Genomic DNA, 13,837 nt, shown 5'->3' with positions numbered 1-13,837 from the left:
AGGATCCGTGGACCTGTCCCTGTCGACTCGCAATGTGTCCGGCCCTGGTGGCGACCGTACGGTCGTCGAGGTCGGTGGCGAGATTGATGTGTATACCGCGCCCAAGCTGCGCGAGCAGTTGGTCGAGTTGGTGAATGACGGCAGCTACCACTTGGTTGTCGACATGGAAGGCGTCGACTTCCTCGACTCCACCGGCCTCGGCGTGCTCGTGGGCGGCTTGAAGCGTGTCCGGGCCCATGAGGGCTCGCTGCGCCTGGTCTGCAACCAGGAGCGCATTCTCAAGATCTTCCGGATCACAGGTCTGACCAAGGTGTTCCCGATTCACACCACGGTCGACGAGGCTGTCGCCGCCACCGACTGAGGTCGGAGCCGACCGGCCCTCGGGCTGGCCGGCAGGCAGTGAACAGGCCGACAGCGGCAGCGCATGGGCCGCGACGGGCAGGCGGTCGACCTTCGGGTCGGCTGTCGGCCCTGTCGGCTTCCGGAGGAGTGCAGGGGTGCCGGGCGACACGCCCGGGGCCCCTGAGGCGTACGCCCGAACGTTCGAGGGGGATGGCATGGCCACCGTTGAACTCCGCTTCAGCGCCCAGCCTGAACATGTCAGGACGGCCCGCCTGGTGGCGGCCGCCGTGGCGCGCCGGGCCGGCGTGGACGAGGCGGTGCTCGACGAGGTGAGGCTCGCCGTCGGCGAGGCGTGCAGCCGCGCGGTCGGGCTGCACCGCAGTCACGGCATCACCGCGCCGGTCAGCGTCGCGTTGACCGAGGAGGAGAAGGCGTTCTCCATCGAGGTCGGGGACAGCGTTCCCGGCCCCGGCGAGGATCCGGCCGCGTCCGACGCGCGTAGCGGCGCCGATGCCTCCGGAGCGGGGCCGGACCGGCCCGACCCCGAGGCCGACGGTGAGGACGAGATGGGCCTCGCGGTCATCAGCGGTCTCGTCGACGACGTGGAGGTCCGCTCCGGTGCGGGCGGCGGAGTGATCCGCATGAGCTGGCCGACGGCCGACGCCGCGGTACGGCCCTGAGACCCGTGCTCGCACCTCTGTCCTCGTAGCTGTGCCCCCGCGTGCTCGTACCTGTGCCCATGCCCGCGTTCCCGGGGCGCTGAGGCCCGTGGGTCCCGAGGTGCGCTGGTGAGGTGATGTTTCGTTTTTCCAGGCCCTGCTGAGCAGGGCCTTTTTCTTTGAGGCCGGCGGGGTAATGCGTCTGTCCCCTTACTGCATTCGAGGAGAATCACTCCACTGATCTTTCGGCGTTGGGGGGAGAGCGATCAATTCTCTTCCCGCCCACTGTTTTGATCAGGTTCCGCTCCCTACAATCCGTCCACGACTTGAGCGCTGAGCGTCAAGGAGGACGTATGGCGGAGTTCTTCACCACCCCAATGGCAGCACTGACGCAAGAATCCGCACTTTCCGACCGACCCGTCTCCCTCGCGGCGGCGGTACTCACCGACGGCAACCGGCTGATCGTCATCGTCGTGGCGGTCGTCGCCATCGCAGCGCTGGTCGTCGCCCAGTTGCTCGTACGCCAGGTCCTGGCGGCCGGTGAGGGCACCGAACGGATGAAGGAGATCGCCGCGGCGGTCCAGGAGGGTGCGAACGCCTATCTGGCCCGACAACTGCGCACGGTCGGTGTCTTCTCCGTCGTCGTGTTCTTCCTCTTGTTCCTGTTGCCGGCCGACAACTGGTCGCAGCGCGCGGGGCGTTCCCTCTTCTTCCTGGTGGGCGCGCTTTTCTCGGCGGCGACCGGATACATCGGCATGCGGCTCGCCGTGCGGAGCAATGTGCGGGTGGCCGCGGCCGCGCGGGAGGCGACTCCGGCGGAAGGCGAACCGGAAAAGGATCTCACCGCCGTCTCGCACAAAGCGATGAAGATCGCTTTCCGCACCGGTGGTGTGGTCGGAATGATCACGGTGGGGCTCGGTCTGCTCGGGGCTTCCTGCGTGGTGCTGGTCTATGCCGCCGACGCGCCCAAGGTGCTGGAGGGATTCGGTCTCGGTGCGGCGCTCATCGCCATGTTCATGAGGGTCGGCGGTGGGATCTTCACCAAGGCCGCGGACGTGGGCGCCGACCTGGTGGGCAAGGTGGAGCAGGGCATCCCGGAGGACGATCCGCGCAACGCCGCCACCATCGCCGACAACGTGGGCGACAACGTCGGTGACTGCGCGGGCATGGCCGCCGACCTCTTCGAGTCGTACGCCGTGACGCTCGTCGCCGCGCTCATCCTCGGGACCGCCGCGTTCGGCGACTCCGGTCTGGCCTTCCCCCTGATGGTTCCGGCGATCGGCGTCGTCACAGCGATGATCGGGATCTTCGCGGTGGCCCCGCGACGCTCCGACCGCAGCGGGATGACCGCTATCAACCGTGGTTTCTTCATCTCCGCGGTGATCTCGCTCGCCCTGGTGGCCGTGGCCGCCTTCACCTACCTGCCGTCCTCGTATGCCGAGCTGGAAGGGGTCGCCGACGAGGCGATCGCCGCGCACGGCGGCGATCCGCGGATCTTCGCCCTGGTCGCGGTGGCCATCGGCATCGTCCTGGCCGCGCTCATCCAGCAGCTCACCGGCTACTTCACCGAGACCAACCGCCGCCCGGTCCGGGACATCGGGAAGTCCTCGCTCACCGGCCCGGCCACCGTGGTGCTCGCGGGCATCTCCATCGGCCTGGAATCGGCGGTCTACACCGCGTTGCTGATCGGCCTCGGCGTCTACGGGGCGTTCCTGCTGGGCGGTACGTCGATCATGCTGGCGCTCTTCGCGGTCGCGCTCGCCGGGACCGGGCTCCTCACCACGGTGGGCGTCATCGTGGCCATGGACACCTTCGGCCCGGTCTCGGACAACGCCCAGGGCATCGCCGAGATGTCCGGGGACGTCACAGGGGCCGGCGCCCAAGTGCTCACCGACCTGGACGCGGTCGGCAACACCACCAAGGCCATCACCAAGGGCATCGCCATCGCCACGGCCGTCCTGGCGGCGGCCGCGCTCTTCGGGTCCTACCGCGACGCCATCGCCACGGCCGTCGACGACGTCGGGGCCGGGGTGGGCGACCTCGGGCTCAGCCTGGACATCTCGCAGCCCAACAACCTCGTCGGCCTGATCCTGGGCGCCGCGGTCGTCTTCCTGTTCTCCGGGCTCGCCATCAACGCGGTGTCCCGGTCCGCCGGTGCCGTGGTCTACGAGGTCAGGCGGCAGTTCCGCGAGCACCCCGGGATCATGGACTACTCGGAGAAGCCGGAGTACGGGCGCGTCGTCGACATCTGCACCCGCGACGCGCTGCGCGAACTGGCCACGCCGGGACTGCTCGCGGTGCTGGCGCCGATCGCGGTCGGCTTCAGCCTCGGCGTCGGCGCGCTCGGCTCGTACCTCGCCGGAGCGATCGGCACCGGAACGCTGATGGCGGTGTTCCTCGCCAACTCCGGCGGCGCCTGGGACAACGCCAAGAAGCTCGTCGAGGACGGCCACCACGGCGGCAAGGGCAGCGAGGCCCATGCCGCGACCGTCATCGGCGACACGGTCGGCGACCCGTTCAAGGACACGGCGGGCCCGGCGATCAACCCGCTCCTCAAGGTGATGAACCTGGTCGCGCTGCTCATCGCCCCGGCGATCGTGCAGTTCAGTTACGGAGCGGACGCGAATCCCTGGGTGCGGGCGCTGGTGGCTGTCGTCTCCATCGGGATCATCGTCGTCGCGGTGTACGTCTCCAAGCGGCGGGGCATCGCCGTGGGCGACGACGACGCCTCGGCTGACGGCGGTCCCTCGGTCCCCGCGCCGGACCCGGCAGCGGCTCCGTGACTCGTACGTGAGGGAGGAGCGGTGCCCTGTTCGGAGGTGACGGGGTGACCAAGGGGTGGGCGGACGGTGCGTGCTGACGTGCCGTCCGCCTGCGTCTGCCCCTCCTCACCCTCCCATCACCATCCACTCGCCCTCTCTCGCTCTCCTTCGCCTCCTCGTCCTCCCTCGCGCGTCTCCTTCCGGTCCGCGGACCCCGTCCCGCCGGACCCCGCCAAGAGGATTCCGTCATTCGGATGAGTTACCGATCATGCGTACTGCTCTCCGCGTGAGTGGTATCTCCCTCATTTCCCTTGGTGCAAATGGCTTCAAAAGGGTGCACACCGGATGGCTGGCGCCCGGCTGTCGCCCCCTCGGCGTGTAGGTTCCGGGCCGAGAGCCTTGGAAGGGACCAATCCGGTGAACAAGAAGCTTGCAGCCGCACTGTCCGGCGGTGCGGTACTCGTACTGACGCTGTCGGGTTGCAGCGACGACAGCGACGACAAGGTCAACGACTGGGCCAAGAAGGTCTGCGACCAGGTTCAGCCGCAACTCCAGAAGATCAACAATGCCAACGCCTCCATCCTCGAGAAGACCGGGGACAACAACAAGCCCGCGGACGTTCAGAAGGCCGACTCGGTCGCCTTCGAGCAGATGGCCCAGGCGTACAAGGCGCTGGGCGCGGCCGTGGACTCGGCCGGCCCGCCGCCCGTCGACGACGGCGAGGCCACGCAGAAGGCTGCGGTGAAGGAGCTCAACGCCTCCTCCAAGGCATACGCCGACCTCAAGACCAAGGTCGACGCACTCGACACCAAGGAGCAGAGCAAGTTCGCCGACGGACTGAACACCATCGCCGACGAGCTGAACAAGATCAGCACCGGCGGTGACCAGGCGCTGAGGAAGCTCCAGTCCGGCAAGGTCGGTGTCGCGATGTCGAAGCAGGAGGGCTGCCAGAAGCAGACCGCTTCCACCGGCCCCTCCGGCTCCGGTGCGGCCGACGCCGACGCGCCCGCGGAGGGCTCGGCCCCCGACAAGAAGGAGTCCGCCGACAAGGAGTCCACGGACAAGGAGTCCACGGACAAGGAGTCCACGGACAAGGACTCCTCGGACAAGGGCTCCTAGGGCAAGGAATCGGGCGAGCAGTACGTCTCGGAGAAGAGGGCCTGAGCCCTCTTCTCCCGGCCCGGACACCCGGTGGGTGTCCGGGCCGCTGCCGTTGTCGGTGGGAGCGGACACAATGGGTGGGTGAGTAAGAGCAGCCTTCCCGCACCCGACCACGCCGCCGCCCTCCGTGAGGCCCTGCTCGCCGCGGACTTCACCGCGGACGGGCTCCTCGACCGCCTCGGCGCGCCCGCCTACGCCGCCCTCGCCCGCAGCGAGACCGTCCCCGCCCTGCGGGCCACCCGGGGCGACACCCCGCTCGACACGCTGGTGCGGCTGTTCCTTCTGCAGCGCCCCGTCGCCGAGGAGCGGGTCCGTGCGGCCCTGCCGCTGGACGAGTGCGTCGCGGACGGCTGGGTGACCCGCGAGAGCGGTGCGGACGGGGAGGTCCGCGCGTGCGTCGACGTACGGCCGTACGGGGGCCCGGACGGCGAGGACTGGTTCATCGTGTCCGACCTCGGGTGCGCGGTCGGTGGTGCGGGCGGGATCGGCTCGCGCGAGGAGGGCGTCGTCCTCGGGGTCGGCGGGGCCTCCACCACCCTCGCCGGGATCACCGTGCGTACGCCGGTCGCCTCGGCGCTCGACCTCGGTACGGGCTCCGGCATCCAGGCCCTGCACGCCGCCCCGTACGCGACCCGGGTCACCGCCACCGACCTCAATCCCCGGGCCCTGGACTTCACCCGGCTCACCCTCGCCCTGTCCGGCGCCGCCCCCGCCGACCTGCGCGAGGGTTCCCTGTTCGAGCCGGTGGGCTCCGACACGTTCGACCTGATCGTCTCCAACCCGCCCTTCGTCATCTCCCCCGGCGCCCGCCTCACCTACCGGGACGGCGGCATGGGCGGCGACGACCTGTGCCGCACGCTGGTGCAGCAGGCGGGCGACCACCTGAACGAGGGGGGCTACGCGCAGTTCCTCGCCAACTGGCAGCACGTGGAGGGCGAGGAGTGGCAGGACCGGCTGCGCTCCTGGGTGCCGTACGGCTGCGACGCCTGGATCGTCCAGCGCGAGGTCCAGGACGTCACGCAGTACGCCGAGCTGTGGCTGCGGGACAGCGGCGACCACCGCAGCGACCCCGCCGAGTACGACGAGCGGTACGAGGCGTGGCTCGACGAGTTCGAGGCCCGGGGTACCACGTCCGTCGGATTCGGCTGGATCACCCTGCGCAAGTCCGCCGCGGCGGCGGCCGGCAACCCCTCGATCGTCGTCGAGGAATGGCCGCACGCGGTGCAGCAGCCGCTCGGACAGGCCGTCCAGGAGCACTTCGCCCGCCAGGACTACCTCCGGGACCAGGACGACGCGGCGCTGCTCGCCGGGCACTTCACCCTCGCCGCCGAGATCGTGCAGGAGCAGGTCGGCCTGCCGGGCGCGGAGGACCCCGAGCATGTGGTGCTGCGTCAGCACCGCGGCATGATGCGGGCGACCAAGGTCGACGCGGTGGCCGCCGGGTTCGCGGGCGTGTGCGACGGCTCGCTGCCCGCCGGGAGGATCCTGGACGCCATCGCGCAGTTGATGGCGGAGGACCCGGTGCTCCTGCGCGACCGCACCCCGCAGGCCATTCGACTGCTGGTCGAGGAGGGCTTCCTGGAGCCGGCGCCCGGCGTCGTACCGAGGGGCGAGTAGGCCGGCCAGTCGGCCGGATTCGGGGCTGTGGGCGTCCGGCATCGCACGGCGCTGCCGGCGCCTTCCGGTATCGCTGAGCGCTGATCGCAGTCCGGGGTGCGGTGTCCTTGCCGACCAGCGCGTTCGTGTCCACCGCTCCCTGCGACGCGCCCGGTCCGCACATTCCGGTCACGAGGCGCCGAGACCCCGGCCCCTTCCCCGCCCCGCTCGTCGTCCGCTCGTGCCCCGCCCCCGCCCCCGGCTCCTGCCCCGTTCCGGGGCGGTGCGTGCCGCCGATGGTGTTTTGCCGGTCGGCGGGGGAGTGCTGTTCACCCGGGGTTGGTGTGGGTGACGCCCCGGGGTGACAACCTCCCCGTGCCGGACCGCCGAGGTCCGGATCCGACGGGCCGGCCGGCCCGTCCCGGGCGGTCCGCCACGACGGGTCACACGACGGTCTAGGGGTACGACATGGAGAGCGTCTCTGCAGTCTTCGCCGGTACGGCCCTGTCCCTGTTCGGCGCCGCCCTCCTGATCTGGACAGGGGCGCGAGCCCTGCACCGCGCGCCGGTGGCGCACGGTGTGAGCCCCGTCGCCTCCACCGCACTCACGACGCTCTTCGGCGTAGTTTTCCTCGGCCTCGGCGTGTGGTGCTTCACGCTCGTCTGATCCCCGCCCCCGGCCGGGCGACGCCCGGGTCGACGGCTCCCGCGGCCGACACCGCGACCGCCTCCGAAAAGCCGCAGGCCGAAGCCCCGCGCAGCGCGGACCCGGCGGTCCGGGCGGCAGGAATGGCGGAAGTCGGGTTACCGTTCGAGTGGCCGTTGCGGGCTTTTGCCGTTTGACACGGGGGCGGGTTGTACCGTCACACTCCGCAGCGACAGCACCGCGGGCAGCGTCATCACGCTGCCCCGGATGCCCATCGAGTGTCGACCGGAGAGAAGAGCGAAGTTGTCCCCGACCAGCGAGACCGCACAGGGCGGCCGCCGACTCGTCATCGTCGAGTCGCCTGCCAAGGCGAAGACGATCAAGGGCTATCTCGGCCCCGGATACGTCGTCGAGGCGAGCGTCGGGCACATCCGCGACCTCCCGAACGGCGCGGCCGAGGTCCCGGACGAGTACACCGGCGAGGTACGCCGCCTCGGCGTGGACGTCGAACACGACTTCCAGCCCATCTATGTCGTCAACGCCGACAAGAAGGCCCAGGTCAGGAAGCTCAAGCAGCTGCTGGCCGAGTCCGACGAACTCTTCCTCGCCACCGATGAGGACCGCGAGGGCGAAGCCATCGCGTGGCACCTCCAGGAAGTCCTGCGGCCCAAGGTCCCGGTCCACCGGATGGTCTTCCACGAGATCACCAAGGACGCGATCCGGGCCGCCGTCGCCAACCCGCGCGAGCTCAACCAGCGCATGGTCGACGCCCAGGAGACCCGCCGCATCCTCGACCGCCTCTACGGCTACGAGGTCTCGCCGGTCCTGTGGAAGAAGGTCATGCCGAAGCTCTCGGCGGGCCGCGTCCAGTCCGTCGCCACCCGCCTCGTCGTCGAGCGGGAGCGCGAGCGCATCGCCTTCCGCTCCGCCGAGTACTGGGACCTGACCGGAAAGTTCGCCACCGGCCGCACCGGTGACGCCTCCGACCCCTCGACGCTGACCGCCCGCCTCAGCGCGGTCGACGGCCGCCGCATCGCCCAGGGCCGCGACTTCGGCCCCGACGGGCAGCTCAAGGCCGGCTCCGCCCAGACCCTCCACCTGGACGAGACGAACGCCCGGGCGCTCGCCGCCGCGCTCGCCGACTCCTCCTTCGCGGTCCGGTCCGTCGAGTCGAAGCCGTACCGCCGCTCCCCGTACGCCCCCTTCCGGACCACGACCCTCCAGCAGGAGGCGAGCCGCAAGCTGGGCTTCGGGGCCAAGGCGACCATGCAGGTGGCGCAGAAGCTGTACGAGAACGGCTTCATCACCTATATGCGTACGGACTCCACGACCCTCTCCGACACCGCGGTCTCCGCGGCCCGGGCCCAGGTCACGCAGCTCTACGGGGCGAGCTACCTCCCCGACAAGCCGCGTACGTACGCCGGCAAGGTCAAGAACGCGCAGGAGGCGCACGAGGCGATCCGCCCCTCCGGCGACCGCTTCCGCACCCCTGCCGAGACCGGGCTCACCGGTGACCAGTTCCGGCTCTACGAGCTGATCTGGAAGCGGACCGTCGCCTCCCAGATGAAGGACGCGACCGGTAACTCCGTCACCGTCAAGATCGGCGGCCGGGCGAGCGACGGCCGCGACGCCGAGTTCTCCGCGTCCGGCAAGACGATCACCTTCCACGGCTTCATGAAGGCGTACGTCGAGGGCGCCGACGACCCGAACGCCGAGCTGGACGACCGCGAGCGCCGGCTGCCGCAGGTCGCCGAGGGCGACGCGCTGTCCGCCGACGAGGTCACGGTCGACGGGCACGCCACCAAGCCCCCGGCCCGCTACACCGAGGCCTCGCTGGTCAAGGAGCTGGAAGAGCGCGAGATCGGGCGCCCCTCCACGTACGCCTCGATCATCGGGACCATCCTGGACCGCGGTTACGTCTTCAAGAAGGGCACGGCGCTCGTCCCGTCGTTCCTGTCCTTCGCCGTGGTCAACCTGCTGGAGAAGCACTTCGGCCGGCTCGTCGACTACGACTTCACCGCCCGCATGGAGGACGACCTCGACCGCATCTCGCGGGGCGAGGCCCAGTCCGTGCCGTGGCTCAAGCGCTTCTACTTCGGCGCCCAGTCCGGCGACGACACCGCCGGAGCCGGATCGGCCTCCGACGCGGGCAACGGCGACGGCGACCACCTCGGCGGCCTGAAGGCACTGGTCACCGACCTCGGCGCGATCGACGCCCGGGAGATCTCGTCCTTCCCCGTCGGCAACGACATCAAGCTCCGCGTCGGCCGCTACGGCCCCTACATCGAGCGGGGCGAGAAGGACGCCGAGGGCCACCAGCGCGCCGACGTGCCCGAGGACCTCGCACCCGACGAGCTGACCGTCGAGCTGGCCGAGGAGCTGCTGGCCAAGCCCAGCGGCGACTTCGAGCTGGGCGCCGACCCGGTGACCGGCAACCAGATCATCGCCAAGGACGGGCGCTACGGCCCGTACGTCACCGAGGTGCTGCCCGAGGGGACGCCGAAGACCGGCAAGAACGCGGTGAAGCCGCGGACCGCCTCCCTCTTCAAGACCATGTCCCTGGACACGGTGACCCTCGCCGACGCCCTCAAGCTGATGTCGCTGCCGCGTGTCGTCGGTGAGGACGCCGAGGGCATCGAGATCACCGCGCAGAACGGCCGCTACGGCCCGTATCTGAAGAAGGGCACCGACTCCCGGTCGCTGACCTCCGAGGACCAGCTCTTCGACATCACCCTCGAAGAGGCCCTCGCGATCTACGCCCAGCCCAAGCAGCGCGGCCGGGCCGCGGCCAAGCCGCCGCTGAAGGAGCTGGGCACCGACCCGGTCAGCGGTGCGCCGGTCGTGGTGAAGGACGGCCGCTTCGGCGCGTACGTCACCGACGGGGAGACCAACGCGACGCTGCGGACCGACGACAGCGTCGAGGACATCACGCCGGAGCGCGGCTACGAGCTGCTCGCCGAGAAGCGCGCCAAGGGGCCGGCCAAGAAGAAGACGGCCAAGAAGGCCCCCGCAAAGAAGGCGACGGCCAAGAAGACGGCCGCGAAGAAGACGACGGCCACCAAGACCACGGCCGCAAAGAAGACCGCGGCGAAGAAGACGACGACGGCCAAGAAGGCGACGGCCACCAAGACCGCCGCCAAGAAGACGACGGCGACCACGAAGAAGACGGCTTCGGCCTCCTCATCCGCCGCCCCGTCCTCCTCGCAGTCGGACGACTGACCTCCGTATCGCCCGCATCGCACACCCCGCCGCCGCCCGGCACCTCACCCAGGTGCCGGGCGGCGGTGCGTCAAGGTCCGGACGGCGGTGGCCGGAAGTCGTCTGCGCCCATATGTTCGGACGGGCCGACAGTCACCGCACCGCTGCCGATAGGCTGGGCGGATGACGCGAGCCGAGCAGCCAACGGTCGTGAGCCCCACCTCCGACACACTTGCCGCAGACTCACGCGAGCGCGCCGTACGGGCCCTGTTGCGTATTCCTCCGCTGAAGCGGTTGTGGAGCGCCCAGCTCGTCGGCGGTATCGGCGATGCACTCGCCCTTCTCGTGCTGGTGCTGCTGTCGCTGCAAGCGGCGGTCCTTGAGGGCTCATTCGGCACCGGATACCGCGGGGTGGCCTTCGCCGTCGCCGCCGTCTTCGGTGCCCGGATCCTTTCCACCCTGTTCTTCGGAGCCGTACTCCTGGGACCCCTGACGTCCCTCACGGGGCACGGCGGAAAGCTGGACCGGCGATGGCTGATGATCGGGGTGGACGGGCTGCGCCTGGCGCTGCTGGTCGTCGCCCCGCTGTGGATCGACTGGACGCCCGACAAGGCGTTCATGATGATCCTCATCACCGTCTTCGTGACCGGCGCCGGTGAGCGCCTGTGGGCCGTGGCCAAGGACAGCGCCGCCCCGGCGCTGCTGCCCGGCCCGCCCCCCGAAGGCGCGGCCGTACGCCCCCTGCCCGACCATCTCGATGCCCTGCGCCGCCTTTCGCTGCGCACGAACTTCCTCGCCGTGCCCGCCGCCGCGGTGGTCCTGCTGGCCGCCACGCTGGTCGGCAACCTCCTCGGCTCCGGCCTGGAGTGGTTCTCCTTCCACCAGGCGGCCCTGGGGTCCTACGTCGCGGCGGGTCTCTTCTCCGCCTCCATCTCCACCCTGTACTTCATCGACTTCCCCGCCGACCGGACACCCCGGCCGCGCTCCCCGCTGGAGGGGCTGCGCCGCCCCGCCACCGGCCCCGGCCCCGACAAGGGCCGCACCGGCGCCGTCCCCCTGCTCGTCGCGGTCTGCGCGGCCGTCGCCGGAGCCATCGCCGCCGCGGCGGCCGTCTCCGTCCTGCACGCCTACGACCTGGGCGGCGGGCCCGCCACGTTCGCGCTGCTGATCCTCGGACTGACCGGCGGCACCGCGCTGGGCATCCGCACCGCACGCCACGTGCTGCCCACTCTGTCGCGCCGCCGCCTGCTGGCGCTGGCCACCGCCGTCACCGGCCTCGCGCTGCTCGCGCTCGGCCTGGTGCCGGACACCGCGACCGGGATCGCCATCGCCCTGCTCGCCGGCTTCGGCGCCGGGGTCGCCGCGAACACCGGGCACATCCTGATCGACCAGGAGACGGAGGCGTTCCGGCAGGCCCGGACCACCGAGCACCTCCAGGCCGTCGTCCGGGTGCTCGTCGCGCTCGGCGCGGTCGCCGGGCCCCTGCTGGCCGCCGCGATCGGGCGGCACCGCCTGGTCGCCGGCGACTTCGTCTTCGCCCACGGCGGGGCCGCCTTCACCCTGATGCTGCTCGGCGCGCTGCTGCTGCCCGTCGCCGCCGTCGTCCTCGCCAAGACGGACGACCGGGCGGGCGTGCCGCTCCGCCGGGACCTGCGCGAGGCGCTGCGCGGCGGCGACCCGGCGGTCGCGCCCGCCGCCACCGGCTTCTTCCTCGCCCTGGAGGGCGGCGACGGAGCGGGCAAGTCCACCCAGGTCGAGGCGCTCGCCGAGTGGATCCGGTCCAAGGGCCACGAGGTCGTCGTGACCCGCGAGCCCGGGGCCACCCCGGTCGGCAAGCGGCTGCGGTCGATCCTGCTGGACGTGTCCTCCGCCGGTCTCTCCAACCGGGCCGAGGCCCTGCTGTACGCCGCCGACCGCGCCGAGCACGTCGACTCCGTCGTCCGCCCGGCACTGGAGCGCGGCGCGATCGTCATCTCCGACCGCTACATCGACTCGTCCGTGGCCTACCAGGGCGCGGGCCGGGACCTGGCCCCGACCGAGATCGCCCGGATCTCGCGGTGGGCGACGAGTGGCCTCGTACCGCATCTGACGGTGCTGCTGGACGTCGACCCGGCGACCGCGCGGGAGCGGTTCACGGAGGCGCCGGACCGGCTGGAGTCGGAGCCGGCGGAGTTCCACGAGCGGGTGCGGTCCGGGTTCCTGACCCTGGCCGCGGCCGACCCGACCCGCTACCTGGTGGTGGACGCCGGGCAGGAGCCGGAGTCGATCACCACGGTCGTACGTCACCGGCTCGACCAGCTCCTTCCGCTCTCCGAGGCCGAGATCGAGGCCATCGAGGAGGCCCGGCGCCAGGCGGAGGAGGAGGCCCGGCGCAAGGCGGAGGAAGAGGCCGCCCGCAAGGCCGAGGAGGAGCGCCTGGAGAAGGAGCGCCAGGAGCAGCTCGCCCGGCTGCGCGCCGAGGAGGAGGAGCGCAAGCAGCGCGAGCTGGAGGAGGCCCGCCGCCGCGAGGCCGAACGCCAGGCGGAGGAGGCCCGGCAGCGCGCCGAGGAGGCCCGCCGCCGCGCCGAGGAGGACCGGCTCCGGCTGGAGGCCGAGGAGCGGGTCCGCGAGGCCGAGCAGGAGCGGCTGCGTCTGAAGGCCGAGGAGGAGGCCCGGCAGCGCCAGGAGGCCGAGGCACAGCGGCTGGAGAAGCAGCGCAGGGCCGAAGAGACCCTGATGCGCGCCGAGGAGGCCCGCCGCCGGGCCGAGGCCGAGGCGGCCGCCCGTACGGAGGCGGCGCGTGCGGAGGCCGAGCGGGTCGAGTCGGCGCGTGCGGAGGCCGAGCGGGCTGAGGCCGAGCGGGCCGAGGCGGCGCGGGCGTCCCGTGCGGAGACGTCCTCGCGGGCGTCCACGCAGTCGTCCTCGCAGTCGGAGGGTCCGTCCGTTCCGGAGAACGAGCTGACGGTGCCCACGCCGATCGTGAACCCGAACGAGATCACGCAGCCGGTCCCGACGGCCCGACCGGAGAGTGAGGGGCCTGCGGGCGCCGCTGCCGGCAAGGGCGGGGCTTCCGGGGACGACGAGACGACGATGCTGCCGCGCTTCACGGAAGAGCGGCCGGCGGACCGTCGGCAGGCCCGGGACGCGGACGAGACGGCCGTGCTCCCTCCGGTACGTGACGACCAGCCCTCCGACCGGGTGCCCCAGGGCTTCTTCCGGGACGAGAGCCCCGCGCCCTCGCCCGCGGAGAGCGAGAACGAGCGCACGCGGGAACTGCCGCAGGTCGAGGACCCGAACGCCGGAGAGACGCCCGACCGGAAGCAGGGCCGCCGCAAGCGCCCCCGCCCGGACTGGGCGGAGGAGACTCCGCTGGACGACCTGCCGACCCTGGCGGACGAGCTCCTCGGCGGCCAGGACGACGACGGCCACGGCGGCCGGGGACGTCGCCCGCGCGGCTGACGCGCTCGCCGCGGCGCCGACGGTGACGTACCGGCC

8 protein-coding genes are annotated in these 13,837 nt (G+C 71.5%); all 8 read left to right on the top strand.

The window, feature by feature from the left end; translation table 11 throughout:
• The first annotated feature begins 7 nt into the window (after window positions 1-7).
• The 8 genes from ACFWRV_RS05785 to tmk all read left to right on the top strand — a co-directional run bounded on the left by ACFWRV_RS05785 (window position 8) and on the right by tmk (window position 13,801).
• Complete coding sequence (locus ACFWRV_RS05785; protein ID WP_003967428.1) at window positions 8-361, top strand: STAS domain-containing protein; 354 nt, start codon at window positions 8-10, stop codon at window positions 359-361.
• A gap of 196 nt (window positions 362-557) precedes the next feature.
• A complete protein-coding gene (locus ACFWRV_RS05780) occupies window positions 558-1,022 on the top strand; it encodes an ATP-binding protein (RefSeq protein ID WP_384328736.1) in 465 nt (154 codons plus the stop codon).
• 332 nt (window positions 1,023-1,354) lie between these two features.
• A complete protein-coding gene (locus tag ACFWRV_RS05775) occupies window positions 1,355-3,784 on the top strand; it encodes a sodium-translocating pyrophosphatase (RefSeq protein ID WP_384328733.1) in 2,430 nt (809 codons plus the stop codon).
• Window positions 3,785-4,180: 396 nt separating this feature from the next.
• Window positions 4,181-4,882, top strand: coding sequence for a small secreted protein (locus ACFWRV_RS05770; RefSeq protein ID WP_384328730.1), 702 nt, complete (start codon window positions 4,181-4,183; stop codon window positions 4,880-4,882).
• 123 nt (window positions 4,883-5,005) lie between these two features.
• Window positions 5,006-6,541, top strand: coding sequence for a methyltransferase (locus tag ACFWRV_RS05765; RefSeq protein ID WP_384328727.1), 1,536 nt, complete (start codon window positions 5,006-5,008; stop codon window positions 6,539-6,541).
• Window positions 6,542-6,988: 447 nt separating this feature from the next.
• A complete protein-coding gene (locus tag ACFWRV_RS05760; protein ID WP_384328724.1) occupies window positions 6,989-7,186 on the top strand; it encodes a hypothetical protein in 198 nt (65 codons plus the stop codon).
• A gap of 282 nt (window positions 7,187-7,468) precedes the next feature.
• Entirely contained in the window at window positions 7,469-10,384 is a 2,916-nt protein-coding gene (gene topA / locus ACFWRV_RS05755) for a type I DNA topoisomerase (protein ID WP_384328721.1), read from the top strand.
• Window positions 10,385-10,546: 162 nt separating this feature from the next.
• Window positions 10,547-13,801, top strand: coding sequence for a dTMP kinase (tmk, locus tag ACFWRV_RS05750; RefSeq protein ID WP_384328718.1), 3,255 nt, complete (start codon window positions 10,547-10,549; stop codon window positions 13,799-13,801).
• The last annotated feature ends 36 nt before the right edge of the window (window positions 13,802-13,837 follow it).

Source organism: Streptomyces sp. NPDC058576 (genome assembly GCF_042718715.1).
GTDB lineage: Bacteria > Actinomycetota > Actinomycetes > Streptomycetales > Streptomycetaceae > Streptomyces.
This window is presented reverse-complemented; position numbering and strand designations above follow the sequence as displayed.

Bases quoted from the DNA above. Each gene is read 5' to 3' on its own strand.
- ACFWRV_RS05780 (WP_384328736.1), top strand. From the start codon at position 558: ATGGCCACCGTTGAACTCCGCTTCAGCGCCCAGCCTGAACATGTCAGG.
- ACFWRV_RS05775 (WP_384328733.1), top strand. From the start codon at position 1,355: ATGGCGGAGTTCTTCACCACCCCAATGGCAGCACTGACGCAAGAATCC.
- ACFWRV_RS05760 (WP_384328724.1), top strand. From the start codon at position 6,989: ATGGAGAGCGTCTCTGCAGTCTTCGCCGGTACGGCCCTGTCCCTGTTC.
- tmk (WP_384328718.1), top strand. From the start codon at position 10,547: ATGACGCGAGCCGAGCAGCCAACGGTCGTGAGCCCCACCTCCGACACA.